Origin of the sequence: Streptomyces sp. H27-H1, from assembly GCF_026627445.1 — a bacterium.
Lineage (GTDB): Bacteria > Actinomycetota > Actinomycetes > Streptomycetales > Streptomycetaceae > Streptomyces.
The window spans coordinates 56,157-81,763 of sequence record NZ_JAPNLJ010000008.1 but is presented as its reverse complement, the minus strand read 5'-3'; the positions used below and the strand labels follow the sequence as shown (position 1 = coordinate 81,763).

Sequence of the window (25,607 nt, the reverse complement as noted above, 5' to 3'; positions counted from 1 at the left end):
TCTTAAAAGAACCTCCCCGAAGGGAGGTGCCGTACGGTCGTGCGGTCCGTCAGTCGAGCAGGGTCAGGGCCTGCTCCGCCGCGTCCCGCACCCGGCCGGGGTCCTGCGAGGCCTTGCCGACGACGCGCAGGCCCTGCATGAGCACCAGCAGCATCCTGGCCAGGGTGCGCGGATCGCGGTCCGCGGGCAGTTCGCCCTGGGCCTGGGCCCGGGTCAGCGCCGAGTGCAGCAGCGTCTCGATCTGGGTCCAGCTGGCTTCGACCTTGCGGGCCGCCACCGGGTCGTGCGCACCGAGTTCCGCAGCGGTGTTGGTCACGAAGCAGCCGTTGAGCCGCTGGTCACCGATGCTCGCCTCGGCGGCGAAGCGTCGGACCACCGTACGTACGGCCGGCAGCGCGGGTCCCGGCTGGGACAGCTCGCGCAGCAGACCGGGGTCGCGGTGCTCGTTGTAGCGGTCCAGCGCCTTCAGGTAGAGCTCGCGCTTGTTCCCGAAGGTGGCGTACATGCTGGCGCGCCCGATGCCGAGGTGCTCGACGAGGTCCGCCATCGACGTCGCTTCGTAGCCGCGCCGCCAGAACAGCTCCAGAGCTGACTGCAGCGCGGCGTCCGGATCGAATTCCTTGGTCCTGGCCACATCCCGTACTCTACGAGATATTGGAACGGTCAGTCAAGTAATCCACTCGGTTCGTTCAGATGGCTCGGGTCTCCCCCACCGGGTGGGCCCTCAGCTCGACCACCTCGACGCAGCGCCGGAGCTTGGCCTGGGCGCGGGGCGAGTCCGTGACGGGTACGACGATCTCGCACTCGGCGAGGCCGTCGTCGACAGCCGCCCTGAAGGACAGCGTCCTGACGGTCAGGTTGTTGAGGAGCGCGGAGATGCGGGTGAGTGCGTGGCCGCCGTCCCGGACGGTGACGGTCAGCGCGTGGCAAGCGGTGTCGCCGGTGCGCACGGCGTCTTCGACGGCGGGGAGGACATCGCTGCGGGTCATGAGTGGTGGGCTCCTGTCCTGGGGCGGGGGCGGGGCTGAGGGGAGGCTCGCAGAGCGGGAAGGCGCCTGGCCCCGGAAAACAAGAAGACCCCTCGCGGGTGCGAGAGGTCTGCGTGCGGGCGGTGGGCTGCTGGGGTGATCCCAGTTCAGCTCGGGGCCGGCACGCCGGCGCTAATCTTCAGCTGGCGCATGCGGAGGAGTCTGGCACGCGGCTGCCGACATGGGACACCGCATCTCACGATGCGGATGCCCCGCGCCCTCGAGCCACCCCTCCGCTACCCGGGCAGGCGCAGCCAGACCGTGGTGTCCGTCGGCAGGAGGGGCCCTCCGTCCGCGCCGGTGCCGAGCGGGCCGCTGGCGAGCAGGACCCGGGCGCCCCCGGGCAGCGGGACGGGGTTCGCGAAGGCGGTCAGGCAGCGGAAGCCGCCGGGGCGGTCGAAACAGAGGGTGTCGGGTCCCGCGTCGACCCACTCCAGTACCTCGGGCAGCCGGGCCAGCTCGGCGCCGCGCAGGGCGAGGGCCCCGCGGTAGAGGGTGAGGACGGAGTACGGGTCCTCGTGCTGGGCGGCGGCGCTGAGCGCGGCCCATTGCTCCGGCTGGGGCAGCCAGGGTGCGGCCGGGGCGGTCGCGGTGGTCGCGGTGTCCTCGCCGGCCCGGGCGCTGAAGCCCAGAGAGGTTCCGGCAGCTTTCCACGGCAGGGGGACACGGCAGCCGTCGCGGCCGCGGTCGGCGCCGCCGGATCGGACGAAGGTCGGGTCCTGGAGGACCTCGTCGGGCAGGTCCTGAACCTCGGGCAGGCCGAGTTCGTCGCCCTGGTAGACCTAGACGCCTCCGGGCAGGGCGAAGGAGACGAGGGCCGCGGCGCGGCCCCGGTGGCGGCCGAGTCCGGGGTCGCTGGGGTCGAGGAGCCGCTTGTCTCCCATGTCGAAGGAGGTGTCGGCGCGTCCGTACCGGGTGACGTGGCGGATGGTGTCGTGGTTGGAGAGCACCCAGGTGGGCGGGGCGCCGACGGGTTCGTGCGAGGCGAGCGTGGCGTCGACCACCTTCCGCAGGGCTCCGGAATCCCAAGGGCTGCACAGGTAGTCGAAGTTGAAGGCGGAGTGCAGTTCGTCGTGGCGCAGGTACCGGGCGAACTGCTCGGCCTCCGGCAGCCAGACCTCGCCGATGAACACGCGCTCGCCGGGGTAGGTGTCGAGGATCTTGCGCCAGTCGCGGTAGACGGCGTGGACGGCGTCCACGTCCTGGTAGGGCAGGTCGGTGGGGTCGGGGTTCTCGCCGACGTCGGGGAGACCGGGTTTCTTGGCGAGGCCGTGGGCCACGTCGATGCGGAAGCCGTCGACGCCCCGGTCGAGCCAGAACCTCAGGACGTCCTCGAACTCGGCCCGGACATCCGGGTGTTCCCAGTTCAAGTCGGGCTGCTCGGGGGCGAACATGTGCAGGTACCAGCTGCCTTGGGTGCCGTCGGCCTCGGTGATCCGGGTCCAGGCGGGGCCGCCGAAGTACGAGTTCCAGTCGTTGGGCGGCAGTTCGCCGTGCGTGCCGCGCCCGGGCAGGAACCAGAAGCGTTCGCGTTCGGGGGATCCGGGGCCGGCGGCGAGGGCCTGGACGAACCAGGGGTGCCGGTCGGAGCAGTGGTTGGGGACGAGGTCGACGATGACCCGCAGCTCGTGGCCGTGGGCCTCGTCGATGAGCTCCTCGGCCTCGGCGAGCGTGCCGAAGATCGGGTCGATGTCGCGGTAGTCGGCGACGTCGTAGCCGGCGTCGGCCATGGGAGAGACGTACCAGGGGTTGAACCAGAGCGCGTCCACGCCGAGTTGCCGCAGGTAGGGCAGCCGCTCGCGGACTCCGGCGATGTCGCCGGTGCCGTCGCCGTTGCCGTCGGCGAAGCTGCGTATGTAGATCTGGTAGATCGCGGCATGCCGCCACCAGGGGGAGGTGGTGGGGCTGGGGGCGCTCTGGGGCACGAGGTCTCCTGGTGCGGTAGGTGCGGCGGGTGGTGCGCGGGCTGGGCACGGGGGTGAAGCGGGTGCCCCGGTACGGGGCCCGGTCGGGTGGGGTGGCTGGGGTTGACCGGGCCCCGGACTCCGGGGCGGGAGGTGCGGCGGGCGGGCTACCAGCCCGAGTTGCCGGCTCCGCGGTTGACGGTGAAGCCGCTGGCGAGGCTCAGTCCGCCCGAGGCGGCGTCGGTGACGGTGACCCCGCTGAAGGTGCCCGATCCGGCCGCGTTGATCTCGATGCCGTAGCCGCCGGCCTTGACGATCTTGGTGTTCTTCACGGTCAGGTTGCCGACGTTCTTCTGCCAGGAGACGAGCAGACCGCTGTAGGTGCTGTCCAGGATGTCGTTGTCCTGCAGGAGCACCGGAGTGGTGATCTCGGAGGTGTCGGCGTACACCCACAGGGCGCCGAGCTTGCTCGCCCAGTTGGGCTCGTAACCGCCGGCCCGGTCGATGGTGTTGCGCTGGACGGTGGCAGGGCCGCTGAAGGGGATGCCGAAGCGGGTGCTGATCGCGATCCCGGCGGCGCCGGTGACCGTGTCGGCGACCACGTTGTCCTCGATGCGGTTTCCGCTGCCGCCGTAGATCGCGGCTCCGTTGGCGAGCAGGGGGAGCTGGACGGTGTTGAAGCGGAGCACGCAGTCGGTGACGGCCTGGGCCTCCGACCACATCGCGAGGGCGTCGTCACCGGTGCTGCGGATGCTGCTCTGGGAGACCTCGCTGCCCGCGGTGCCCTTGTGCAGGTTGACCCCGTCCGCGTACGTGTCCCGGATGCGCAGGCCGGTGGCGAGCATGCCCCGGGTCGGTGCGTCGATCCACAGGCCGACCTTGCTGTGCTGGATCCAGAGGTTCTGCAGGGTGGAGCCGGAGCCGAAGTCACCTTCGACGGCGGCGTCGCTGTTGCCGTCGTCGCGGTGGTCGGCTTCTCCGGTGATCGCCAGGTCCTGGACAATCGGATGCCTCCCGCTCCGACGCCCACCCCGGCTCCCGCCCCGCCGCCCGCCTCGCCGCAAGCCCGATGGCCCACCCCGGTCGCGACGGGCGACAGCGGGTGGTGGGCTGGGTGGATCACGCGCGCGGCCGACCGGGGCCCGTGCGGGCGGGTGAGGAGACACATCGTGGCCAAGGCCTATCTGGTGGGTGCCGGCATCGCTTCCCTGTCGGCGGCGGCGCTGCTGATCAGGGAGGGCGGGTTCGCGGGCGCCGACATCACGATCCTGGAGGCCCAGGGCCGTACCGGCGGAAGCCTGGACGCCGCGGGAGACCCCGAGAACGGCTACACGATGCGCGGCGGCCGGATGTTCGAGCTGCACTTCGAGTGCACCTACGACCTGCTGCGCTCCATCCCCTCACTGGACGCACCGGGCACCTCGGTCACCGAGGACACCTTCGCCTTCCACGAGGACTTCGCCTGGAACGACAAGGCCCGCCTCGTCGACTCCACCGGACGGCGGGTCGACACCCGTTCCATGGGGTTCTCCGAGCGCGACCGCCTGGACCTGGTCGCGTGCGTGGCCTCCCCCGAGTCCCGGCTCGACGGCAAGCGCATCTCCGACTGCTTCACCCCGGAGTTCTTCACCACCAACTTCTGGTACATGTGGTGCACGACCTTCGCCTTCGAGCCCTGGCACTCGGCGATCGAGTTCCGGCGCTACCTGAACCGTTTCGTGCACCTCTTCAAGACCTTCGACACCATGTCGGGCATCTACCGCACCCGCTTCAACCAGTACGACTCGATCGTCCGACCGCTCCAGAGCTGGCTGCGGGGCAACGGCGTCGTGTTCTCGATGAACACCACCGTGACCGACGTCGAACTGGCCGACGGCGAGGCCACCACCGTCACCGCCCTCGCCTGTACCCGGGAAGGCGCGGCCCTGCGGATCCCCGTCGGCGCCGAGGACCTGGTGTTCGTCACCAACGGGTCGATGACCGCGAACTCGACCCTGGGAACCACCGACACCGCCGCCGTACTGGACACCTCCGCGCCGGACGCTTCGTGGCGCCTGTGGCAGACCCTGGCGGCCAAGCGCCCCCACCTGGGGGACCCTTCGGTGTTCGACTCCTCCGTCTCCGACTCCACCTGGGGGTCCTTCACCGTCACCACCCAGGACCCCACCTTCTTCAAGGCCATGGAGGAGTTCTCGGGCAGCGAGGCCGGCAAGGGCGGCCTGATCACCTTCAAGGACTCCGGCTGGCTGCTGACCATCGTCCTCAACCACCAGCCGCACTTCCACGAGCAGCCCGAGGGCACCTACGTCTGGTGGGGGTACGCGCTCTTCCCGGACAAGGCCGGCGACCACGTGGGCAAGACGATGGCCGAGTGCACGGGCCGCGAGATCCTGACCGAGGTGCTCGGACACCTGCGCCTCGAACAGAGCGAGCAGATCCTGGAGTCCTCGGTCGTCGTCCCGGCCCTGATGCCGTACATCACCAGCCAGTTCCTGGTGCGCAAGGCCGGGGACCGGCCCGAGGTCGTCCCGCAGGGGTCCACCAACCTGGCATTCATCGGCCAGTACGCCGAGGTTCCCGACGACGTGGTGTTCACCGTGGAGTACTCGGTGCGCACCGCGTGGACCGCCGTGGCCGGGCTGCTGCACCTGGACCGGCAGCCGCCGCCCGTATACAAGGGCGGCCACGATCCCAAGGTGCTCCTCGAAGCCCTGCACACGATGCACCGCCGCTGAGCCGCCGTCGCGCCCGTCCCCCACCTCGCCCGGCCCCGCGCCTGCGGCCGGCGACACGGCGGGCGCGACCGGGTACCGTACGCCCCTCGACGACAGAGAGGTGCGGACATCGTGACCCGAATCCCGGACGTGGGCGATGTGGTGGGCGACTTCTCGCTCCCCGGCGGCCTGCTCACCGACGACGCGTTCGTACGCGGGCAGTACTCGCTCGGCGAGCAGCGCGGGAACCCGGTCGTTCTCGCCTTCTACCCCGGCGACAACACCCCCGTCTGCACCGCGCAGTTGTGTTCGTACTCCGACGGGCTGGAGGCGCTCGCGGCCTGCGGCGCGCAGGTGTGGGGCATCAGCCCGCAGGGCGTGGACAGCCACGAGGCCTTCGCCCGGGCCCGCGGCCTGCGGATGCCGTTGCTCGCCGACCCCGACCGCGAGGTGGCCCGCGCCTTCGGCATCGCCGCTCCCGTGATCGGTCTGCGGCGGGCCGTCTTCGTCATCTCGGGGGACGGCACCCTGCACTGGAAGCACGTCGGGACTCTGGGTATGAGGTTCCCGTCGGCGGACACCATCGCGGAGCAGCTCGCGGGGGTCGGCGCCGCCTGAGTCCGGTGGGCCCGGAGGTCAGCGGCCGGAGGTCAGCGGCCGGAGGTCAGGAGGCGTCTCCCCTGCGCGTGGTGGGGTGCCTCCCCCGGCCCGGCCACCGTACGCGCCGGGTCCCCGGCCGTCCGGCGGGGGCCGGACGAGCGGGGACCGCAAGCTCGATCTCAGTTGTTGGAGCCCACCGTGTTGTTGAGGCCCGCGTTGAACACGTCGTCGGCGGCGAACTGGGTCCAGTCGCCGAAGACGAGGGTGAACGACTTCTCCGACGGGGCGTTGACGGTCACATCGGCGGAGGCGGCGGAGGCGCAGCCGAGGACGATGAGACCGGCAGCGACGACGGAGAGCGCGGAGCGGACGGAACGCATGGATCCACCTTTCGAGGGGGCAGCAGGCACCTTCGAACCTAAAGAGGTGTCGTGCGCCTGTCCCCTCACGCGGCCGGGCAGGGCCGAGAGCCAACCGATCGGACGAACGCGCCGAACGCCCGGCGCGGAAGGTCCCCGGAAGGTTTTTGGGCGGCCTCGGCCCAGGGGTTGGCCGAGGCCGCAGGGGCGCTTCGGGATCCGAAAGCCGGACGGAACACTGGGCGTCACGTGAGGAGGAGAAACGTCACGCCCGGTGTCTGTTCTGGGAGGGTGTGGGGACACCTTCCCTGGCATCGCGACGGATGACCGCGCCGCCATCAGTAAACATATATACCGTTGAGTACGCAAGAGTATGAAAATATTCATGTGCTGCGGTGGCGTGAATACGGCAGCTCACGCCACTTCGCCCGAAACCACTAGAGGAAGAAGCCGTGCTGGTCGGCGGCCTGCTCGTAGCTCTCGAGCCGCGCCTGCGTCCGCTCGGGGTCCGCATCCGCCATGGCCTGAAGTAGCGCTGCGGACAGGACGCCGGGAGCCGAGTAGGAGTCGAAGACCAGTCGCGAACCGGTACCGGCCGTCAGTGCCACATCGGCCTCGTCCACCAGGGGCCCCAGCGTGCGGTCCGTGATCAGCGCGATCCGCAGCCCAGCACCGCGGGCCACCCGCAGGGCCGCCAGCGTCTCCTTGGCGTGCCGGGGCATCGCGAAGGCCAGGACCCAGGTGCCGCCCGCAGCCCGGGCCTGCAGCAGCGCGTCGGAGGCGACGCTGCCGCCGCCGGTCACCAGCCGCACATCGGGGTGGATCCGGCGGGCCGCGTACGCGAAGTACTCGGCCAGCGAGACGGAGATCCGCAGCCCGAGGACCGTCAGCGGCACCGACCGGGCCAGCTCGCGTCCGATGTCGAGCACCTGGTCGGTGTCCGCGAGCAGCTGCCGGACGGTGCGCAGGTTCTCGATCTCGGCGTCGACGGCCGCCTGCAGTTCATTGCGGCGGGTCTGCTCGGGGCTGTCCGGGGCTCCCGCCACCGCGCTGAGCGCGATCGGCTGGAGCACCTCGCGCAGGGCCGGATAGCCGCTGAACCCGAGGGCGGCGGCGAAGCGGGTCACGGAGGGCTGGCTCACGCCGGCCCGTTCCGCGAGCTCGGTGATCGAGAGGAACGCCGCCTCGGTGAGGTGGTCCACGAGGTACTGGGCGATCCTTCGCTGGCCCGGGGAGAGCGGGTGCCCGTCGAACAGCGCCCGGACCCGGTCGGCGGGGGCGCGTTCGTGGTCGGCCGCCTGCCCGCTCGACGTGATCGCTGCCGCCTGTGCGCGTGCCTGCTGCCCCGATGACACCGGCGGTCCTCCCTCTCGTACCACTCCGTGACCCCAACATAGCTCACGGCATCCGGCTGACCAGCGCGCTTCCGCCCGCCGCCGGCCCCAGAGGGAGGTCCTGGGCGCCCGCGACGTCCACCGCTTCCGTCATCGCCATCTCCGATGACGAGGCGTCAGCAGAGCTGTTCGGGCTGCCCCGTTGCGAGTCCGTGCCGGGCCCGGCCGTCGAGGAGGAGCACCACGAGGGCCCGCAGGGGCTGGCGCAGCGGAACGAACGCTCCGCCGTCGGCGCCGGGTACGGCCCGTACCCCGTGGAGGGCGAGGCGGTCGCCGGTCGCGATGTACTGGGCCGGGGTGAGGCGGTAGCCGCAGGGCGGGTCGGCGAGGGTCTCGGCCCCGGCCGCGGGGGCGTTGTCCGCGCCGGCCAGCGGGACCGGGCCCACCGTGCTCGCCGCCATCCGCCGGGCTGCTTCCGAGGCCGCCGCCAGGGGGCCCGTATGCGTGGAGACATAGGCGAACAAGCCTTGCAAACCTGCTAGTTGGGAGGAGACCCGGCGGCGGCGGTTGAGGGACGGGTCGGCCCGCTCCGCGTTCCCGGCCGTGCCCGCCGGTGCTTCGATGCGGCTTTCGATCAGCAGCGCGACCGCGTGCTTGATCCCCGCCGTGTTGCGCAGGATCCGCTCCTGGCCGTCCCCCGCGGACTGCCCGACCGGGGCGCCGGTCGCGGGGTCGGTGCGGATGCCGTAGGTCCCGGTGGAGTGGCCGGCCGCGTGCGCCGCCCCGCGTACGAACGCGCCGGACAGGACGCGGGACTGCGCGTACACCGCCGGGTCGGTGTTGAGGTTGCGCGGCCAGAGGTCGAAGAGGTCCTTGTCGTACGTGCCCGGCGTCGCCCGGTACTCGTGCAGGTCGTACACGAGGTGCGGACGGCGGTCGCGCAGGACGGTCGCCACGGCCCGCGCCTCGGGCGAGGTCAGGAGCATGTGGTCGCGGTTGATGTCGGTGCCCTCGGCGTTGGCGCGGGTGCCGGCGGCCCGTCCGTCCGGGTTGGCCGTCGGGACCACGAGCAGCGTCACGGCTTCCAGGAGGCTCCGGGCCGCCGCGTCCCGGGCGTGGGCGATGTCCCGTACGGCGCTCAGGCACGCCTCGCGTCCCGCCGGTTCGTCGCCGTGCTGGCTGCAGACCAGGAGGACGGTGACGGGGCCCCGGCCCAGGCTCACCAGGCGCAGTGGGCGGCCGAGCACGCTGGCGGCGATGGTCCGGACAGAGGCGTGCGCGCTCCGGCGCTCCACCGCGAGGAGCAAGTCCCGCTCCTCGGACTCGCTGGTCCAGCGAGCTCCGTACGTGGCCTCGAAACCGGTGCGGGGCGCCCCCTCGGCCGCGCGCACCGGCCCGGAGGCCAGGGGCACGGCGAGCAGGGCCAGTACGGTCGCGGCGCATGCGGACAGGCCGCGCGCCCTCATCTTCTTGATCACGCCCCGGTTGTAGCGGGCGGGGGCCGGCCACGGCAGGTCCGGGCGCATGAACTCACCCGGTCGGGTGGGCGCGTTCCTCCCGTGCGCTGCACGGGACGACACCGCGCCTCTGCCGAACGGCACTACGGCCGCACTCGTGCGGGTGGTGCGCGGGCGCCGCGGGCCCGGGCCCGGCAGGAGGCACACGAGGATCACATGACCGTGGTCGGCGGTCGGCGGCGCCGGGGAGCCGGACCGGGGCCTGGGGCCTGGACCGGGAGCCGGGAGCCGGGAGCCGATGAGGGAGCTCTTGATGGGATACGTGACGGGTCCGCCCGGTCGAGCGGCCGGAGGGGTCGCGCCTCCCGGGGACGTGCCGCGGGAGCACGCGCCTGCCCGGGACGTGGTGCGGGAGGCGGGCCTGTGACGGTCACCCTCGTCGTCGCGTTCCTCGCGCTGACCTCGGGAATCGTCGCGAACCGGTTCCTGCGCCCCCGGGTGATGGGCGACGACGACGCCGAGGGCATGGGCGTCCGCGACCTCATCGGGCCCTTGATGACCCTGACGATCCTGATCCTCGCGTTCATGCTGGTCACCGCCGCCGGCTCCAACGGGCGGGCCGACGACGCCGCGCGGGCGGAGGCACACGCGCTCGATCACCTCGCGGAGATGGCGGACTACGCTCCCCCGGCGCCGCGTCAGCGGCTGCGCGGTGACGCCGTCTGCTACGCGCGGGCCGTCGAGCACAAGGAATGGCCGGCGATGGCCGAGGGGAAGGGCTCCTCGGCTCCCAGCGTGTGGAGCAGGGACTTCCGGGCGACCTTCAAGGATCTGGGTCCCGGCAGCCCCACGTTCGGCATGCTGGTCGCGGCGGACGATCAGCGGTCCCTGGGGAGGCAGGCCAGGATGACCGAGTCCACGCCGACCATCCCGAACCTGATCTACTGGTTCATGCTGGTCAACCTCAGCGTGACCGTGGTCGGCCTCGGCCTGTGCCTGCCCCGCAAGGACAACAAGGGGCCGCTCGCCGCCCTGATCATCGTCACCGCCCTGCTGACCACGACCCTGCTCATCATCCGGGACGTCGACCGGCCCTTCAGCGGTGTGATCGTCGTGAAGCCCACGCAGATGGCGGAGATCGAGGAGGAATCGGCCCGGGACTTCCTGGACGACTACGCGGCGGACCTGATCCCCTGCGACGGGCAGGGCCTGGCCAGGCCGCCGGGCGGCGGCGCGTAGGCCCGGTCGTCCGGGACGGTCCGTCCGGGACGGTCCGTCTAGCCCTGTTCTTCCAGCCCCGCCGGCAGCCGGCCGGTGTGCAGCACCCCCAGGGTCCGGGTCGCGCGTGTCAGGGCGACGTAAAGGTCGCTGGGCTCGTGGTCCGCCGGTTCCACGACGATCACCGTGTCGAACTCCAGGCCCTTGGCCTGCCGGGGCGCGAGCAGGACCACCGGGCGGGTGAGGTCGGGCTCCGCCCCCGCCCGTACGCCGGGCAGCGCGGCCGCCAGTGCCTCGTGCAGCGGACGCGGGGCGATCACCGCGAGGCGCCCCTCGGCCGGCGCGCCCTCGCGCACCGCTTCGGCCACCGCCGCGGGCAGGTCGTCGGTCCGCCTCACCCAGGGCCGCCGCCCCGTGGAACGGACCGAGCTCGGCGGCTCGAAGCCGGGGTGGCGGGCCCTGAGCACGGCCGCCGCCACCTCCATGATCTCGGCGGGCGTGCGGTAGTTGACGCCGAGGCGCACGAGCTCCCAGCGGTCTTCCACGTAGGGGGCCAGGATCTGCTGCCAGGATCCGCAGCCGGCCTCGTCGCCGGTCTGGGCCGGGTCGCCCACCAGCGTCATGGAGCGGGTCGGGCAGCGCCTCATGAGCAGGCGCCAGGCCATGGCGGACAGCTCCTGCGCCTCGTCGACGATGACGTGCCCGAAGGACCAGGTGCGGTCGGCGGCGGCCCGTTCGGCCGCGCTGCGGTGATCGGCCTCCTCCTGGCGTTCCGCCATCCGCTCGGCGTCGATGATGTCGTGGGCCGCGAGGAACTCGTTCTCCGCGTCCTCGAACTCGTACGACTCCGAACCGGCCGACAGGTCCAGGACTCCCTGCGCGTACGCCACCCGCTCCAGGCGCTCGCGCTCCACGGCGGCGCGCCGCGCGGTGTCGTCGACTCCGAGCAGTTCGGCGGCCTCGTCGAGCAGCGGGACGTCGGCCGGGGTCCAGTCCGCCTCGCCCGTGGTCGTACGCCGGATCAGCTCGGCCTCCCGCTCGGGGAGGTACGCGGGCTCGGCGAGGTAGTCGGCGATCAACTGTCTGGGCGTGAGCGGGGGCCACAGGGTGTCGATGGCGGCGTGCACCTCGGCGCTGGTCGCGATCTCCTTGCCCAGTTGGGCGATGTCGTCGGGGCCCAGCAGGTTGGGGCCGCCGTAGGGGTCGGCTCCGAGCCGGTCGGCGAGCTGTTCGGTGAGCGCGTCGATGATCCGGAAGGCGAAGTACGGGCGCGCCAGGTTGTGCGGCAGTCCGGTGGCGCGGGCCCGGTCCCGGGCCTCGTGGGCCATGGTCCGGTCGAGCAGCAGCGTCCCGTAGTCGTCGTGGTCGATCTCCAGGGCCGGTTCGGGGACCACGTCGGCATCCTCGCCGCTGCCCGCGGGCACGGTCTCGGGCAGCGCCTGCCGGTCGCCCACGACACGGGCGAGGATCCCGGCCATCTCCGCGCGCCCCTTGACGGCGGCGGCGCCGGGGCGGTCGGCGGCGCTCGCGCGCACGCCGGGGAACAGCTCGCCCGGGGTGGAGAGCAGCACCCCGGTCTCACCGAGGGCCGGAAGGACCTCGCCGATGTAACCGAGGAAGGCCGGATTCGGTCCGACGATCAGGACGCCGCGTTTGGCGAGCAGCTCGCGGTGCGCGTAGAGCAGGTAGGCGGCCCGGTGCAGGGCCACGGCGGTCTTGCCGGTGCCGGGTCCGCCCTCCACCACGAGGATCCCGCGGTGGGTGGAGCGGATGATGCGGTCCTGCTCGGCCTGGATGGTCTGCACGATGTCGTGCATCCGGCCGGTGCGTGCGGCGTCGAGCGCGGAGAGCAGCACCGCGTCCGCGTCGGTCCCCTCGTGGCCGGTGCGTTCGGTGTCGGCGAGGTCGAGGATCTCGTCGTGCAGGGCCGTGACCCGGCGCCCCCGGGTGGTGATGTGGCGGCGTCGGCGCAGCCCCATGGGGGAATATCCGGTCGCGAGATAGAACGGGCGTGCGACATCGGCCCGCCAATCGAGTACGAGTGGTGTGCGGTCTTCGTCGTCCTGTCTGATTCCAATGCGGCCGATGTGGTGGTCGGAGCCGTCGGAGGACTCCAGCCGGCCGAAACACAGCCCGCTTTCCCCCGCGTTCAGAGCGGAAAGCAGACCGGACTGTTCAGCGACCACGACATCCCGCTCCAGGCGCGCCTGAAACCCGCCACCGGGCGCGCCGAGCGCGCTATGCACGGCGCGTTCGGACAGTTCGCGCAGTTCGTCGAGGCGCGCGTAGAGATCCGTGATGAATTGCTGCTCATTCCGGAATTCCTCGGTTGACAATTCCACTCCTGACGCGGTACGGTGTCCCCATAAGCTTTTTCACGTCTTAAGCCTTGCTTTCGATGTGAAACATCAAATATACGCAGACAAACACCCCGGCCGTCAATCGGTCCGGGGTGTTTTTGTCTGCTGCCGTTTATTCGAGCGGTATTAGCCGGTGGCCAGCATGCGGACCTTCTGGTCGGCCAGGTCGTAGCGCGCGGCCGCCACGGCGAGCCGACCGGTGGCTATCCTGCGGGCCAGGTCAGGCTCCGCCGCCAGCAGATCCCGGGTCCGGCGCGCGTGGGCGTCGATGGTGGCGGCGATCCGGGCCTCGCCGTACTGGCCATGATCGATGGAGGGCCGGATCCGATCGGCCAGGTACTGGATGTGGGCGGGCAGCCGGGCACCCGTCTCGTCCGCGTGAACCGCGGCGCCGACGGCCCCGCACGACTGGTGGCCGAGGACCAGGACCAGGGGGACGTCCAGCTCCAGGACCCCGTACGCGACGCTGCCGAGCACCGCCTCGTCCAGCACCTCGCCCGCCGCGCGTACGGTCAGCAGATCGCCGAGCCCCTGGTCGAAGACGAGCTCGGGCGGCACCCGGGAGTCGATACACCCGAGCACGATGGCGAACGGGTGTTGTTCCCGGGCCACTTGGACGCGTACGGAACGCGATTCGCGCGGGTGCTGCTGGCGGCGGGCCGCCCAGCGCCGGTTGCCGCCCTCCAGGCGGCGCAGCGCCTCGTCCGGGGTCCGTGGACGGGGCCCGTCCACGGGTTCGGCGGAGCCTTCGGAGGCGGAGGCCGGGAAGGCGGAGCCGAGGCCGAGGACTGACCCGGCGGTCGCCGTGCCGGCCAGGGCGGTGCGCAGGAGGACCCGGCGACTGGGCGAAGTAGCGGATGGCGTCTGTGCGTTCGAGGACATTGGGGGACGTTAACGCCGTACCGCACGACCGGGTCCACCGCCGGACGGAGAAATGGCGCGTTCCTCCCGAAGCCCGTCCGGATCGGCATGGCGGGTCTCGCGATGCGGCGGATGCGGGGCGCCGGCGCGGCGGTCAGTCGGCCAGGGCGGCCGGGCGTACGGCCCGCGGGCCGAAGCGTCGGCGGGCGCGGTCCGCGGCGGCTTCGGCCGCGCGGGCACGCGCGGCACCGGGATCCAGGGAGAGCTGCCAGTAGGTACTTCCGGCCGGCCGCAGGTCGTCGGCACGGACCGCGAAGGAGCGGACCCGTGCGCGCTGCAGCCCCAGGGCGGTCAAAAGCCCCAGGGCCGCGCCGGTGAGGGCGGGCGAGTGGTCGGTGGCCTCCGGCAGTGCGCACGTGCGCGTGGTGGAGCTGCGGTCGGCGTAGCGCACTGTCAGGGTGAGCCGGCCCGCGGTCTGCCTTTCGCGGCGCAGGCGTTGGCCGATCTGGTCGGCGAGCCCCAGGACGGCGCGGTGCCGGCGCGCCGGGTCGAGACAGTCGCGGTCCAGCACCAGGTCGGCGGCCACGTGCTCGGCGGGCTCCGTCCGGGTGACCGGGCGGGGATCGCCGCCCCGGGCGCGTTCGGCCAGCAGCCGGGCGGGGCCCGCGCCGAGGAGCCGCTGCAGGGTGGCCGGAGGCAGGTCGGCGACCTGGCCGATGGTGTGCAGTCCGTACTTGCCCAGCGTCTGCGCCGTGGCGCGGCCGATCCCCGGCAGGGTGGCGACCGGCCGGGGGTACAGCCAGGCAGCGGCCTGCCCGGCGGGGACCCAGGTCGTGTCCCCCGGCGCGGACGCGTCTGCGGCCATGGCGGCCAGCATGCGGTTGTTCGCGAGGCCGGCGCTGCTGTCGATGCCGTAGAAGGCCTTCAGCCTGAGCTTCGCCAGTTGGACGACGTCGTAGGGAGAGAGGTCGAAGTATCGGAGCGCCGACGTCAGATCGAGCTGGACGGCGTAGGGCGGAACGGCCTGGACGAACGGAGTGATACCGGACACCAGTTCGATTATATCGTTGTATTCGGCCTCGCTCGGTTCGGTGGGCAGGTGGAGGTGGAGGTGGGCCACGTACCGCTGACGCGTGTTCATCCCGCGCTCCCCGGGCTGGTGTAGCCGAACTTCCTCAGGTCGGCCGAGCGGCTGCCGGCCGGTTGCAGGTCTGCGTACGGGTGCAGGCGGGCGCCGGTGGTGCCGTCGGCCAGGGTGCGCCGCGGCTGGGCGGGGGTCGGATTCGGGTGGTCGGCGCCGAGCAGGGCGAGCGCGGCTCCGGGCCCCTCGTCGCGGCGGGCGGCGGCGATCCGGTCGAAGTCCCAGGCCATGGTGCCGACCACGGTGCGCCGGGTGCCGCGCACCTGGACCGTGCCGCGGACCAGGAGCAGACCGCTGTGGAAGACGGTGTGCGCGCAGGCCGGGTGGGAGTCCTCGAAGAAGGCCAGGTCGACCAGGCCGGAGCCGTCTTCCAGGGTGACGAAGATGATGCGCTTGCCGCTGGCGATGGGCGGGGTCTGCGTGGAGGCCCGTACGCCGGCCACGAGGACCTGCCGGCCCTGGCGCATGCCGGCCAGATGGGCGGCGTCGGTCGCGCCGATCTCCCGTAGCAGCCGGTGGTGGTGCTCCATCAGGTGCTTGGAGACGTCGATGCCGAGGGTGTTCAGTTCGGCGGTCAGGGCCTCGCGTCCCGTCACCTCCGGCAGGCCGCTCGGTTCCGCGCCTCCGACGGCGCCCGCGTCCAAGGACAGCTGACCCTCGCCCGCCGACCGGGTGCGGGACTGCCGGTGGAGCTCGGCGATCTGGAGCAGCAGGTCGCGCCGGGTGAGGCGGCCGTCGTGGAGGGAGTTCAGGGCGCCGATCTCGGCGAGGCGTTCGGCGACCGGCCGGCTGGGGCGGGCCCGCTGCCAGAAGTCCGACAGCGATCCGTACGGCCGTCCCTCCTCGATCCGCGCGCACTCCTCCTCGCTGATGCCGCGCACCCCGGACAGTGCGAGCCGCACGCCCCACTTCTCCTTCTCCGTCATCTCCACGGTGTGCTTCGCCCAGGAGTCGTTGACGTCGACGGGCAGGATCGGGACACCGCGGCGACGGGCGTCGGAGACGAGGACGCGCTTGGGCCACATCCCGGGGTCGTGTTCGAGCAGGCCGGCCAGCAGGAAGGCCGGATAGTGCGCCTTGAGCCAGGCGCTCTGCAGGGCCGGCACGGCGAAGGCGACCGCGTGCGCGCGGCAGAATCCGTAGGCGCCGAAGGCCGCGACGGTCTTCCAGACCTCCTCCCGCACGGTCGCGCCGTACCCGCGGGCCTGCGCCTGGCGGTGGAACCAGTCCTTGATTCTCGGCAGCCTGCCCTTGTCGGCGAGCGCCCGCCGGGCGATCTCGGCCAGTGCCCGGTCGCAGCCGGTCATCACCGAGAAGGTCTCGATGATCTGCTCGTGCCAGATGGTCACGCCGTAGGTGTCGGCGAGCACCGGCTCCAGGTCCGGGTGGGCGTACGAGGGCGTGCCGCCATGGCGGGCGGCGATGTACCGCTCGGGCATGCCGCCGGCCACCGGTCCGGGACGGAAGAGGCTGATGTCGGCGATCACGTCCTGCGGATCACGGGGCTGGAGCCGGGACAGGAGGTCTTGCTGACCGGGCGACTCGAGCTGGAACAGGCCCAGGGTCTGGCTCTCCTGGATCAGCTTGAACGCGAACACGTCGTCGAGCGGGACCTGCCGCGGATCGTCCAGGTCGATGCGGTTGCCGGTCGTCCGTTCGATCTCGGTGACCGCATGGGCCATCGAGGACAGCATCCGGACGCCCAGGACGTCCAGTTTGATGTTCCCCAGCGCCTCGATCTCCTCCTTGGCCGCCATCGCCATCGGGTAGTCGCCCTGGGGAGTGGGCTGCACCGGCAGGCGGTCCAGGAGCGTCGCGTCGCTGATGACCACGCCGCAGGGGTGCATGGCCATGCCGTGGACCAGGGAGTCGAGGCCCTGGGCGAGCTCCCACAGCGGCCCGTACCGGTGCGCCTCGGCCGCCAGTTGACGCAGTTCCGGCAGTTCGGCAAGGGCGCCGGTGATGTCCACGGCCCGCAGGTGCGGGAAGCTCTTGGCGATCCGGTCGACGTCCGCGGGCGCGATGCCGAGGGCGAGGCCGGTGTCCCGCAGGGCCCGGCGGGCCCGGTAGGTCTCCGGCATGGCGGTGACCGCCACCCGCTCCTTGCCGAACCGGTCGAAGATCAGGTCGTAGCACTCGAGGCGGCGGGCGGATTCCACGTCGATGTCGATGTCGGGCAGGGAAGCCCGGCGCACGCTCAGGAAGCGCTCGAACAGGAGGTGGTGGTCGAGCGGGTTCGCCGTGGCGATGTCCAGCGCGTGGCAGACCATCGACCCGGCGCCCGAGCCGCGGGCCGCGACCCTGATGCCCTTCGCCCTGATGTCGGCCACGACCTGGCCCACGGCGAGGAAGTACGAGTCGTAGCCCAGCGTGGAGATCACATCGAGTTCTTCGTCCAGGCGCTCCAGCGCCACCCGGTCACGGTCCAGGCCCCGTCGGGCCAGGCCGTCCTCGCACCACCGGCGCAGCAGCCGGGCGGCTCCTCCCGCTCCGGCCTCCGCGCCGAAGAGCTCCGCTTCCGGAAAATGCGACGTTCCGAGCCCGAGGTCAGCTGCGGGGTCGACGGCACACAGGGCGGCCGTGGCCGCGGTGTCCGCCATCAGGCGGCTCGCGCGCCGGACGTCCGCTCCGGCACATTCGGCGGCCATCCGGGCGATCACCGTCATCGCCCTCTCGTCCTTGAGCCACCGCTGCCCGCTGTCCAGGTGGCGCCGGTCGATCGGCCGCAGCAGCCTCGCGGCGTCCAGGACGTCAGCGAGCCGGTGCTGTTCGGGATCGGCGTACCGGACGGCGTTGGACAGCACCGCGGTGGTGTGGGTGCGGTCGGCCAGCGCCAGGGTCCGGGCGGCGAGCCGGAGCGAGCCGGGCCCGACGCCGGAGCGCTTGTGCACGACGAGTTCCAGCCTGACTCCGCTGCCGAAGATCCCTTGCCACGGAGCCAGCAGCTTCCTCGCGACGTCCTCGCGTCCGGCCGACAACGCCCGCACCGGCTCCGAGAGCGGTCCGAGCAGCACGGTCAGGCCGGGGCCGCCGTACCGGCGCAGCGCCTCCCACGGCACCACCGGAGCCGCGCCGGCCCCGGCACGGGCATGGGCGGCCGACGTGATGCGGCACAGCCGCGCCCACCCGGCCCGGTTCTGCGCGAGCAGCACGAACCGCAGCGGCGGCTCGACGACGTGTGCGCCACCGCGCGCCGGGGTACGCCGCCGCGGACCTGGCGGCGGGGGCGCGAGGGCCTCCACCGCCAGGTCGACGCCGAAGAGCGGCCGGATCTTGTTGCCGGCACACGCCCGCGCGAACCGGACGGCCCCGGCGACCGTGTCCCGGTCGGTGAGCGCGAGCGCCGCCATACCCCGCTCCGCTGCCCGCCGTACGAGCTGCTCGGGGTGGGCGCCGCCGTAGCGGGCCGAGTAGCCGGACGCGACGTGCAGATGGGCGTAACCCGCCATGCCGCACCTCCATCACCTCGCGCCTTCCGGCCATACGTCCAATACGTCTATCGTACGTCCGTTCGATTCACCTAGCTTCCATTAATCCTGGTCAGCGATCAAACTCGAACACACAATCGATCACTCGGTGGGGGGCGCAGCCCCGGAAACAGGCGCCATCCAGCCACCCCGCGGCCCGGCTGAGCCCGGGGCGGATCCGATGGAAAATCCCCAGCGGGTGCGTGCGCCAGGGGGCTGCTCTAGCGTCGGATGAGGGAGGGGATGCCCGGTCGGGCCGGTCCGTTGCCGGGGGCCAGGACCTCGTGGCCGTACGTCGGCCGCGTGCGCTCGGCGCCGCTACCACGTGGCTCCGGTACGCCCAGATCCCGGGCCGCGCGGCGATCCCGGAGAGCAGGTACATCCCATGCGCACGTCGACCCGTATCGCAGGTGTCCTCACCACCCTGACCCTGGCCCTCGGTGGCGCGGCCCTCACGGCCCCCACCGCCCACGCGGACGTCTCGGCCTGCATCAACCACGTCGAGCGGGAGCTGCAGGGCGGCGAGGCTCCGGAGTCCGTCCGCGCCGCTTGCTACGTCGGCTTGACCGGCGCCCAAGATGCGTGTGTGACCGGTCTGACCGAGGGCAGTGGCGTGACCAACGGGACCGCGGAGGCCGCCTGCCGACTGGCTCCCAAGTAGGCGCTCGGCCGGAGCAGGCACTCAGCCGGCAGCAGGCGCTCAGCCGGCGATGGCAGCCCCGAACCACTTCGGCAGGTGGGAGTCGAGGTCGTCCTGGCCTTCGCCGGCCCATGCCACGTGACCGTCCGGGCGCAGCAGCACGGCGGGCGCTCCCAGCGCCTCGCCGACGTCGCCGTCGTCGATGACATCGACGACGTGATCGATCCGGTCGGCCCACCCGGAGACCGAGAGCCGGCCGGTCCGGTCGAGCAGCAGTCCGCGGCCGGCTCCCCTCCCCGCGCCGAACCCGCATGCCGGAGCCGTCGCCCCGGCCGCAGTGATCCTGCTGCCGGGGCTTCCGCGAGGCACTGACGCGGGGCCGCACGTCCCGCGCCGACGCCGGGGCGGGGAGCGGGCAGGAGCGTGTGACCATGGGTTCCCTGCCGTACCAGCACCTCATGGGGGGACCATGCGCACCCGTACCACCACCGCCTCGACGGGCCTCGCCGCCGCGCTCGCGGCGGCGCTCGCCCTCGCCGGCTGCTCCGCGTCCGGTGGGAGCACACCCGGGAAGGGGGCCGGGTCCACCGCTCCCCCGTCGGCGGCGGCTCCCACTCCGGTGCCCGGCGGCGCGGGGTACGAGGGGCCCCGGCCGCAGGATCAGAATCTGCTGGCCTGGACCGGGGACCCGAACGACGCGGGGCACGTCACCGCCCAGTCCGCCGCCGGGGTCGGCGGGCGGGTCACGCTGGTCCGGGTCGTGCTGCGCGAGCAGCTCACCTGGTCCAACGTCTGGCTGGGGCTGGCCGGCATCGACCCGAACGCCCAACTGGCCAACTGCTACCTCGGCGTGTACGACGCCCACGGCAGCCTGCTCGCCTCCACGGCGGACGTCTCCCCGCAGCTGATGACTGACGCGATAGCCAAGCCGCTGCCCCTCGCCAAGCCGTTCGTCGCAGCCCCCGGCACGTACTTCGTCGCCCTCCTCCTCAACGGCAGCTGGGCCACCAACGCCCTCACCCTCAAGGCCACGGGCGCCGGGATCTCGGTCAACGCGGGCCTGACCCCGCCGAACCTGCGGTACAGCACCGTCCTGACGGGGCAGACCTCCCTCCCGGCCGCCGTGAACCTCGCCGAGCAGTCCATCAGCACGATCAACACCGGCTGGGCCAGCCAGTGGTACGCGATCTCCTGAACACGGCGGCCCCGCGCGGACGACCCGTGTGAACCGCTGTCACGAATGGCTCCCGCGAATGACTGGTAGGAAAGTTTCCTGTTTGCTAGCATCCCGCTTCGGCGGCCCGGCGCGGTGCCCATCCCCGTGGGCATGACGCGCTCAGCGAGAGCTCTGACCCGGCCGCTGTGACCACGCCCGGCCCTGCCCGCACCCGGGCAGGGCCGGAGGGTCTCGTACCGGTGCCAGCTCTCGCCACCCACAAGGCCAGGGAGTCAGGAATGCGCCTGAACACCCCAAGCACACCTCATGCATCCGCATCACGCCGCACCGTGGGCGTGGTCATCGCCGCCGTACTCCTCCTCGTCGGCGGGCTGTTGCTCGCCTATCCCGAGCGGGCCGGCGCCGCCGTCGATCCCCTCATCTCGCGCGGCAAGGCCGCCACCGCTTCCTCCAGCGAGAGTTCCAGCCTCGGTGCGCAGAACGCCTTCGACGGCAGCTCCACCACCCGGTGGGCCAGCGCCGAGGGCAAGGACCCGCAGTGGATCCGCGTCGACCTCGGCGCGAACGCCAACGTAACTCGAGTGAACCTGAGTTGGGAGGCCGCGTACGCCAAGGTGTACCGGGTCGAGATCTCCCCCGACGGCGCCACCTGGACCCGGCTCGCCAACGAGACGGCCGGGAACGGCGGCACCGACGACTGGACCGGCCTCTCCGGCAAGGGCCGCTACCTGCGCGTCTACGGAACCGCCCGCGGCACCACCTACGGGTACTCCCTGTACGAGGTCGACGTGTACGGCACCCTCGACGGGGGGACGCCGCCCCAGACCGGCGCCTTCACCGTGGTCGCCGCCGGAGACATCGCCGCCCAGTGCACCGCCTCGGACAGCTCCTGCGCCCACCCCAAGACCGCCGCGCAGGCCCAGAAGATCAACCCGAAGTTCTATCTGACGATGGGTGACAACCAGTACGACGACGCCCGGATCTCCGACTACCGGGCCTACTACGACACCTCCTGGGGCGCGTTCAAGAACAAGACGCACCCGGTGCCGGGCAACCACGAGACCTACGACCCGGCCGGAGCCCTCGCCGGCTACAAGGCGTACTTCGGGGCCGTCGCCTACCCCCAGGGCAAGAGCTACTACAGCTTCGACGAGGGCAACTGGCACTTCATCGCCCTCGACTCCAACTCCTTCGACCAGAAGGCCCAGATCGACTGGCTCAAGGCCGACCTCGCCGCCAACGCCAAGGGCTGCATCGCCGCCTACTGGCACCACCCGCTGTACTCCTCCGGCGGCCACGGCAACGACCCGGTCAGCAAGCCCGTATGGAACATCCTGTACGGGGCCAAGGCCGATCTCGTCCTGGGCGGGCACGACCACCACTACGAGCGCTTCGCCCCGCAGGACCCCTCCGGGAAGGCCACCGCCGACGGGATCACCGAGATCGTCGGCGGCATGGGCGGCGCCGAGCCGTACGACATCGAGAACGTCCAGCCCAACAGCCAGAAGCGGATCAGCGGTGAATACGGCGTCCTGAAGCTGGACTTCACCGACTCCGACTACAGCTGGACCTACGTCGCCGCCGACGGGAAGACCAAGGACACCAGCCCGAAGTACACCTGCCACTGATGTACCTGGCCACCACAGGCCGCCGGGTCGCTCCGGCCCCGCCCCCCATTGGAGGGGCGGGCCGGCGCGTCCCCGCCGCCGTCCTGGCGCTCGGAACGGTCAGCCTCGTCACCGATGTCTCCTCCGAGATGGTCAGCGCGGTACTGCCGCTCTACCTCGTCCTCGGACTCGGCCTCTCACCCCTCCAATTCGGCTTCCTCGACGGCCTGATGGGAGGAGGTACCGCGCTCGTACGACTGCTCGGCGGGCACCTCGCCGACCGCGGCCACCGGTACAAGCACGTCGCGGGGATCGGCTACGCCGTCTCCGCCTGCTCCCGGCTCGGCCTGCTGCTCGCCGGCGGCGCCACCGGCGGGATCGCCGCGGCCCTGGCCGCCGACCGGATCGGCAAGGGCATCCGTACGGCGCCCCGCGACGCCCTGATCACCCTCAACAGCCCTCCCGACGAGCTCGGCCGGTCGTTCGGCGTGCACCGGGCCATGGACACCACCGGCGCCCTGCTCGGCCCGCTCGCCGCCTTCGCCCTGCTCTGGGCGACCGCCGGAGCGTACGACGCGGTGTTCGTCGCCAGCTTCTGCGCCGGCCTGCTCGGCGTGCTGCTCCTGGTCCTGTACGTTCCCGGACAGCACCGCCCGGCACCGACGCCCGGCCCGGCTCCGGCTCCGGCTCCGGCTCGGGGAAAGGCGTTCGGGGCACTGCGCGACCCCTCCTTCCGGCGGATCCTCTGGGCGGCCGCCCTGCTCGGCGCCGCCACCATCGGCGACGCCTTCGTCTACCTGCTGCTCCAGCGCCGACTGGGCCTGGACACCGGCTGGTTCCCGCTGCTGCCGCTCGGCGCGGCGGCGGGCTATCTGCTCCTCGCCGTCCCGGTGGGCCGGATCGCCGACCGGATCGGGCGCCGGCTGCCGTTCCTCTACGGGCACCTCGCCCTGCTCGGCGCCTACCTCGTCCTGCTCTCCCCGGCCGACGGGCCGGCCCCGGTCCTCCTCGCGGCCGTACTCGCCCTGCTCGGGGTGTTCTACGCGGCCACCGACGGGGTACTGATGGCCCTCGCCGCGCCGGTCCTGCCCGCCGGGGGCAAGGCAGGCGGACTGGCCCTGCTCCAGACCGGCCAGGCCCTGGCCCGGATGCTCGCCGCGGCCGGCTTCGGCGCCGCGTGGACGGTGTGGGGGCCGCGGCCCGCACTGTGGGCGGCCACCGCGATGCTGCTCGCCGCGCTGGCGGGCGGCTGGGCGCTGCTGCCGCGCGAGCCTGCCGCTCCGGCCGCCGCCCCGGAGCCGGAGCCATCCCCCACCAGTCAGAGGAGCACCCCGTGACCACCAGCCTCCCCGGGCGGACGGCCCCGCCCCCGCCGACGCCCACGCCCGCACGGCGGCTCGGCGCCAGGGCCCGTACCGCCGTCACCGCGGTCGCGGTCGTCCTCCTCGCCGGGTCCGCCGCCGGGTACGCCCTGTACGCGGGGCACCGGCCGGGCGGCCGACAGGGCGCCGCCGACGCCTCCTTCACCCTCGACGGTCCCGCCCTGTACTTCCGGGACACGGCCACGGGACGGGTGGCGCACCAGCCCCTGCCCCGGGCGGAGGACGGAGCCGGCCGCACCACGGGCGGCCCCGCCTGCGACCGGTTCCACGCCGCCGGGGGCACCGCCCTGTGCCTGCGTGCCGAGCCGGGGGTGCTGCCGAAGACGTACGCCGTCGTCCTCGACCAGAAGCTGCGCGAGGTGCGCCGGACGATCGTGCCGGGCGTTCCGACGCGGGCCCGGGTGTCCGCGTCCGGGCAGATGCTCGCCTGGACGGTGTTCGCCACCGGGGACTCGTACTCGGCCACCGGGTTCTCCACCCGGACGGCCGTCCTGGACCTGCGCACCGGGTACCTGGTGAAGTCCCTGGAGGAGATTCCGCTCACCATCGACGGCGTCCGCCACCACTCCCCCGACGTCAACTACTGGGGCGTGAGCTTCGCCCGCGACGACAGCCGCTTCTACGCGACCGTTTCCACCAAGGGGCGTACGTACCTCGTCGAGGGGAACATGGACGACTGGTCGGCGAAGGCCCTGCGGGAGAACGTCGAATGCCCCTCCCTGTCGCCGGACAACACCCGGGTCGCCTTCAAGAAGAAGGTGTCCGACGACCCGGCCGCCCCCTGGCGGCTGTACGTCCTGGACCTGCGGACCATGAAGGAGACCCCGCTCGCCGAGACGCGCGGCGTGGACGACCAGGCGGCCTGGACGGACGACGGGACGGTCGCCTACGCCCTGCCGGGTGGCGACGGGCGCGCGAGCGACGTCTGGAGCGTCCCCGCGGACGGCACCGGAGCGCCCCGGATGCTGGTCGCGGGCGGGTCCTCGCCGGTGGCGGTGACGGGAGCCGGCGCGCCCTGAGCCCGGAGAGCCGGGGCGGGCCCTGCGGCCTGGGGTGCGCCGGCCGGTCAGCCGGGGCCGGACGGTGGCCCGGCCGCCGTCACCGATGCCAGCCGGGCGCCGGTCCCGGTCAGCCGGATCCGCAGTTCCCGCACGGTGAGGGGCTCGACCCGGTGGACGCGCCGGACCCCCACCGTATGGCCGCAGGCGATCAACCGGCCGTCCGCCCGGACCTCGTGGCCGTCCGCGCGCTGGCCCGCCGTGAGGTCCTCGCGCAGTTCCAGGTGGTCCACGCGGACGGGCCGGCCGAAGTCCGCGAGGAGATCGTCTCCGTCGGTGGTGAGGACGGCGGCGTGCGGATCGCCCAGGCGGCGGGCCAACTCTCCGGCGAATTCGAGGAGTCGGGCCCGGTCCGCGTCGTCGATCAGGCCGCGCCGGTCGGGCGGGACGCCCAGGAGCAGTCCGGCGCCCAGCCCCACCGAGGAGTACCAGATGTCCAGCAGTTCCTCGCGGCTCTTGAGGGTGTCCCGGTCCCCGGGCTGCCAGAACCAGTCGGCTCGGATGGGCACATCGCACTCGGGCGGCAGGTAGGCGGCCGAGCCGAGCTCGGTCGTCCCGTCGTCGTACAGGCTGATGCCCGTGGTGTGCGTGACGTAGCGGCAGGGGTCGGTGGCGAGCCCCTCCTCGTTGCCGATCCAGCGGATCGTCGGGCGGCCCATGTTGAAGACCATGGCGTCGGGCTGGTGCCGGTCGATCACGGCCATGACGGCGTCCCAGTCGTACGTGCGCCCCTCGGAGCGCGCGCCGTCGAACCACAGCTCGCACAACGGGCCGTAGCGGGTGCAGAGTTCGGTGAGCTGGCGGACGTAGAAGGCGTCGTACCCGGCGGGCTCCCCGTAGCGGTCCGCGTTGCGGTCCCAGGGCGAGAGGTACAGCCCGAGGCCGAGGCCCGCCTCCCCGCAGGCCTCGGCCAGCTCGGCGACCACATCGCCCGCCCCGTCCTTCCAGGGTGAGGAGGCGACGGAGTAGGCGGTGGTGGCGGTCGGCCAGAGACAGAAGCCGTCGTGATGCTTGGCGGTCAGCACGACGTACTTCGCTCCGGCCTCGACGGCGGTACGTGCCCACTGGCGCGCGTCGAGCTGCGCGGGCAGGAAGGTGGCCGGGTCCAGGGTCCCGTCGCTCCACTCGACACCATTGAAGGTGTTGATGCCGAAGTGCAGGAAGATCCCGAATCCGGCTTCCTGCCAGGCGAGTTGTCCCGGCGTGGGCACGAGCGGGGCAGCGTGGAGGCCGGCGGGACGGGCGGGACCTGCGCGGGGAACCGGGGGCTGACCGGGCGTCATGGTGGGCTTCCTGGTTC

20 protein-coding genes and 2 pseudogenes are annotated in these 25,607 nt (G+C 72.4%); 9 read left to right on the top strand and 13 right to left on the bottom strand.

Annotated features, from left to right (window positions below):
- Window positions 1-49: 49 nt before the first annotated feature.
- The 4 genes and pseudogenes from OTB20_RS11020 to OTB20_RS11005 all read right to left on the bottom strand — a co-directional run bounded on the left by OTB20_RS11020 (window position 50) and on the right by OTB20_RS11005 (window position 3,996).
- A complete protein-coding gene (locus OTB20_RS11020) occupies window positions 50-634 on the bottom strand; it encodes a TetR/AcrR family transcriptional regulator (RefSeq protein ID WP_267816827.1) in 585 nt (194 codons plus the stop codon).
- Window positions 635-689: 55 nt separating this feature from the next.
- Window positions 690-989, bottom strand: coding sequence for a hypothetical protein (locus OTB20_RS11015; protein ID WP_267816825.1), 300 nt, complete (start codon window positions 987-989; stop codon window positions 690-692).
- 275 nt (window positions 990-1,264) lie between these two features.
- Window positions 1,265-2,953: pseudogene (locus OTB20_RS11010) on the bottom strand (glycoside hydrolase family 13 protein).
- Window positions 2,954-3,099: 146 nt separating this feature from the next.
- Window positions 3,100-3,996 carry a right-handed parallel beta-helix repeat-containing protein gene (locus OTB20_RS11005; protein ID WP_267816823.1) on the bottom strand — a complete coding sequence of 299 codons (897 nt, stop codon included), beginning with the start codon at window positions 3,994-3,996 and terminating at the stop codon, window positions 3,100-3,102.
- A 105-nt stretch (window positions 3,997-4,101) separates the two neighbouring features.
- Between OTB20_RS11005 and OTB20_RS11000 the strand changes: the two genes are divergently transcribed.
- Window positions 4,102-5,667, top strand: coding sequence for an oleate hydratase (locus tag OTB20_RS11000; RefSeq protein ID WP_267816821.1), 1,566 nt, complete (start codon window positions 4,102-4,104; stop codon window positions 5,665-5,667).
- 111 nt (window positions 5,668-5,778) lie between these two features.
- Window positions 5,779-6,264, top strand: coding sequence for a peroxiredoxin family protein (locus OTB20_RS10995; RefSeq protein ID WP_267816819.1), 486 nt, complete (start codon window positions 5,779-5,781; stop codon window positions 6,262-6,264).
- Between the two features lie 161 nt (window positions 6,265-6,425).
- Here OTB20_RS10995 and OTB20_RS10990 read toward each other — a convergent pair whose 3' ends face one another.
- The 3 genes from OTB20_RS10990 to OTB20_RS10980 form a co-directional block, all read right to left on the bottom strand.
- On the bottom strand, window positions 6,426-6,626 hold the full coding sequence (locus OTB20_RS10990; RefSeq protein WP_267757536.1) for a hypothetical protein: 201 nt from the start codon (window positions 6,624-6,626) through the stop codon (window positions 6,426-6,428).
- Between the two features lie 416 nt (window positions 6,627-7,042).
- The gene (locus tag OTB20_RS10985) at window positions 7,043-7,960 is read right to left on the bottom strand and encodes a MurR/RpiR family transcriptional regulator (RefSeq protein ID WP_267757537.1); all 918 of its coding nucleotides are present in this window, start codon (window positions 7,958-7,960) and stop codon (window positions 7,043-7,045) included.
- A 155-nt stretch (window positions 7,961-8,115) separates the two neighbouring features.
- Complete coding sequence (locus tag OTB20_RS10980) at window positions 8,116-9,405, bottom strand: M14 family metallopeptidase (protein ID WP_267817121.1); 1,290 nt, start codon at window positions 9,403-9,405, stop codon at window positions 8,116-8,118.
- A gap of 414 nt (window positions 9,406-9,819) precedes the next feature.
- Between OTB20_RS10980 and OTB20_RS10975 the strand changes: the two genes are divergently transcribed.
- Window positions 9,820-10,635: a hypothetical protein gene (locus OTB20_RS10975; RefSeq protein ID WP_267816817.1), complete on the top strand. Its 816-nt coding sequence runs from the start codon at window positions 9,820-9,822 to the stop codon at window positions 10,633-10,635.
- A gap of 38 nt (window positions 10,636-10,673) precedes the next feature.
- On the opposite strand, the gene OTB20_RS10970 is transcribed toward OTB20_RS10975, so the two are convergent.
- The gene (locus OTB20_RS10970; protein WP_267816815.1) at window positions 10,674-12,593 is read right to left on the bottom strand and encodes a HelD family protein; all 1,920 of its coding nucleotides are present in this window, start codon (window positions 12,591-12,593) and stop codon (window positions 10,674-10,676) included.
- Between OTB20_RS10970 and OTB20_RS10965 the strand changes: the two genes are divergently transcribed.
- Window positions 12,570-12,947: a hypothetical protein gene (locus OTB20_RS10965; RefSeq protein ID WP_267816813.1), complete on the top strand. Its 378-nt coding sequence runs from the start codon at window positions 12,570-12,572 to the stop codon at window positions 12,945-12,947. The two genes, OTB20_RS10970 and OTB20_RS10965, sit on opposite strands and share 24 nt — an antisense overlap.
- 153 nt (window positions 12,948-13,100) lie before the next feature.
- Here the strand turns inward: OTB20_RS10965 and OTB20_RS10960 are convergent, their stop codons facing one another.
- The 3 genes from OTB20_RS10960 to OTB20_RS10950 all read right to left on the bottom strand — a co-directional run bounded on the left by OTB20_RS10960 (window position 13,101) and on the right by OTB20_RS10950 (window position 18,425).
- Window positions 13,101-13,856, bottom strand: a complete 756-nt coding sequence (locus OTB20_RS10960) for a carbonic anhydrase (RefSeq protein ID WP_267816811.1) — start codon at window positions 13,854-13,856, stop codon at window positions 13,101-13,103.
- Between the two features lie 133 nt (window positions 13,857-13,989).
- Window positions 13,990-14,976 (bottom strand): DNA polymerase Y family protein, encoded by a 987-nt coding sequence (locus OTB20_RS10955; protein ID WP_267816809.1) that lies wholly within the window; start codon window positions 14,974-14,976, stop codon window positions 13,990-13,992.
- Window positions 14,973-18,425: a DNA polymerase III subunit alpha gene (locus OTB20_RS10950; protein ID WP_267816807.1), complete on the bottom strand. Its 3,453-nt coding sequence runs from the start codon at window positions 18,423-18,425 to the stop codon at window positions 14,973-14,975. Before OTB20_RS10950 ends, OTB20_RS10955 begins: the two co-directional genes overlap by 4 nt.
- 403 nt (window positions 18,426-18,828) lie before the next feature.
- On the opposite strand from OTB20_RS10950, the gene OTB20_RS10945 reads away from it, so the two are divergent.
- Window positions 18,829-19,104: a hypothetical protein gene (locus OTB20_RS10945; RefSeq protein ID WP_267816805.1), complete on the top strand. Its 276-nt coding sequence runs from the start codon at window positions 18,829-18,831 to the stop codon at window positions 19,102-19,104.
- A 39-nt stretch (window positions 19,105-19,143) separates the two neighbouring features.
- Here OTB20_RS10945 and OTB20_RS10940 read toward each other — a convergent pair.
- Window positions 19,144-19,368, bottom strand: a pseudogene (locus OTB20_RS10940) (FAD-dependent oxidoreductase); the annotation flags it as partial.
- A 184-nt stretch (window positions 19,369-19,552) separates the two neighbouring features.
- Here OTB20_RS10940 and OTB20_RS10935 point away from each other — a divergent pair.
- The 4 genes from OTB20_RS10935 to OTB20_RS10920 all read left to right on the top strand — a co-directional run bounded on the left by OTB20_RS10935 (window position 19,553) and on the right by OTB20_RS10920 (window position 24,268).
- Window positions 19,553-20,278: a hypothetical protein gene (locus OTB20_RS10935; RefSeq protein ID WP_267816803.1), complete on the top strand. Its 726-nt coding sequence runs from the start codon at window positions 19,553-19,555 to the stop codon at window positions 20,276-20,278.
- A gap of 260 nt (window positions 20,279-20,538) precedes the next feature.
- Window positions 20,539-21,888 (top strand): discoidin domain-containing protein, encoded by a 1,350-nt coding sequence (locus OTB20_RS10930; RefSeq protein WP_267816801.1) that lies wholly within the window; start codon window positions 20,539-20,541, stop codon window positions 21,886-21,888.
- Complete coding sequence (locus OTB20_RS10925) at window positions 21,888-23,204, top strand: MFS transporter (RefSeq protein ID WP_267816799.1); 1,317 nt, start codon at window positions 21,888-21,890, stop codon at window positions 23,202-23,204. The genes OTB20_RS10930 and OTB20_RS10925 overlap by 1 nt, the downstream gene beginning before the upstream one ends.
- Entirely contained in the window at window positions 23,201-24,268 is a 1,068-nt protein-coding gene (locus tag OTB20_RS10920) for a TolB family protein (protein WP_267816797.1), read from the top strand. The genes OTB20_RS10925 and OTB20_RS10920 overlap by 4 nt, the downstream gene beginning before the upstream one ends.
- 47 nt (window positions 24,269-24,315) lie before the next feature.
- Here the strand turns inward: OTB20_RS10920 and OTB20_RS10915 are convergent, their stop codons facing one another.
- Window positions 24,316-25,518: an alpha-L-fucosidase gene (locus tag OTB20_RS10915; RefSeq protein ID WP_267816795.1), complete on the bottom strand. Its 1,203-nt coding sequence runs from the start codon at window positions 25,516-25,518 to the stop codon at window positions 24,316-24,318.
- Window positions 25,519-25,607: the final 89 nt, after the last annotated feature.

What these genes read in the sequence shown, in the direction of transcription:
- OTB20_RS10990 (WP_267757536.1), bottom strand. Translation starts at nt 6,626, where the DNA reads ATGCGTTCCGTCCGCTCCGCGCTCTCCGTCGTCGCTGCCGGTCTCATC.
- OTB20_RS10980 (WP_267817121.1), bottom strand. Translation starts at nt 9,405, where the DNA reads ATGAGGGCGCGCGGCCTGTCCGCATGCGCCGCGACCGTACTGGCCCTG.
- OTB20_RS10925 (WP_267816799.1), top strand. Translation starts at nt 21,888, where the DNA reads ATGTACCTGGCCACCACAGGCCGCCGGGTCGCTCCGGCCCCGCCCCCC.
- OTB20_RS11015 (WP_267816825.1), bottom strand. Translation starts at nt 989, where the DNA reads ATGACCCGCAGCGATGTCCTCCCCGCCGTCGAAGACGCCGTGCGCACC.
- OTB20_RS10950 (WP_267816807.1), bottom strand. Translation starts at nt 18,425, where the DNA reads ATGGCGGGTTACGCCCATCTGCACGTCGCGTCCGGCTACTCGGCCCGC.
- OTB20_RS10945 (WP_267816805.1), top strand. Translation starts at nt 18,829, where the DNA reads ATGCGCACGTCGACCCGTATCGCAGGTGTCCTCACCACCCTGACCCTG.
- OTB20_RS10970 (WP_267816815.1), bottom strand. Translation starts at nt 12,593, where the DNA reads ATGGGGCTGCGCCGACGCCGCCACATCACCACCCGGGGGCGCCGGGTC.
- OTB20_RS10960 (WP_267816811.1), bottom strand. Translation starts at nt 13,856, where the DNA reads ATGTCCTCGAACGCACAGACGCCATCCGCTACTTCGCCCAGTCGCCGG.
- OTB20_RS10930 (WP_267816801.1), top strand. Translation starts at nt 20,539, where the DNA reads ATGCGCCTGAACACCCCAAGCACACCTCATGCATCCGCATCACGCCGC.
- OTB20_RS10935 (WP_267816803.1), top strand. Translation starts at nt 19,553, where the DNA reads ATGCGCACCCGTACCACCACCGCCTCGACGGGCCTCGCCGCCGCGCTC.
- OTB20_RS10955 (WP_267816809.1), bottom strand. Translation starts at nt 14,976, where the DNA reads ATGAACACGCGTCAGCGGTACGTGGCCCACCTCCACCTCCACCTGCCC.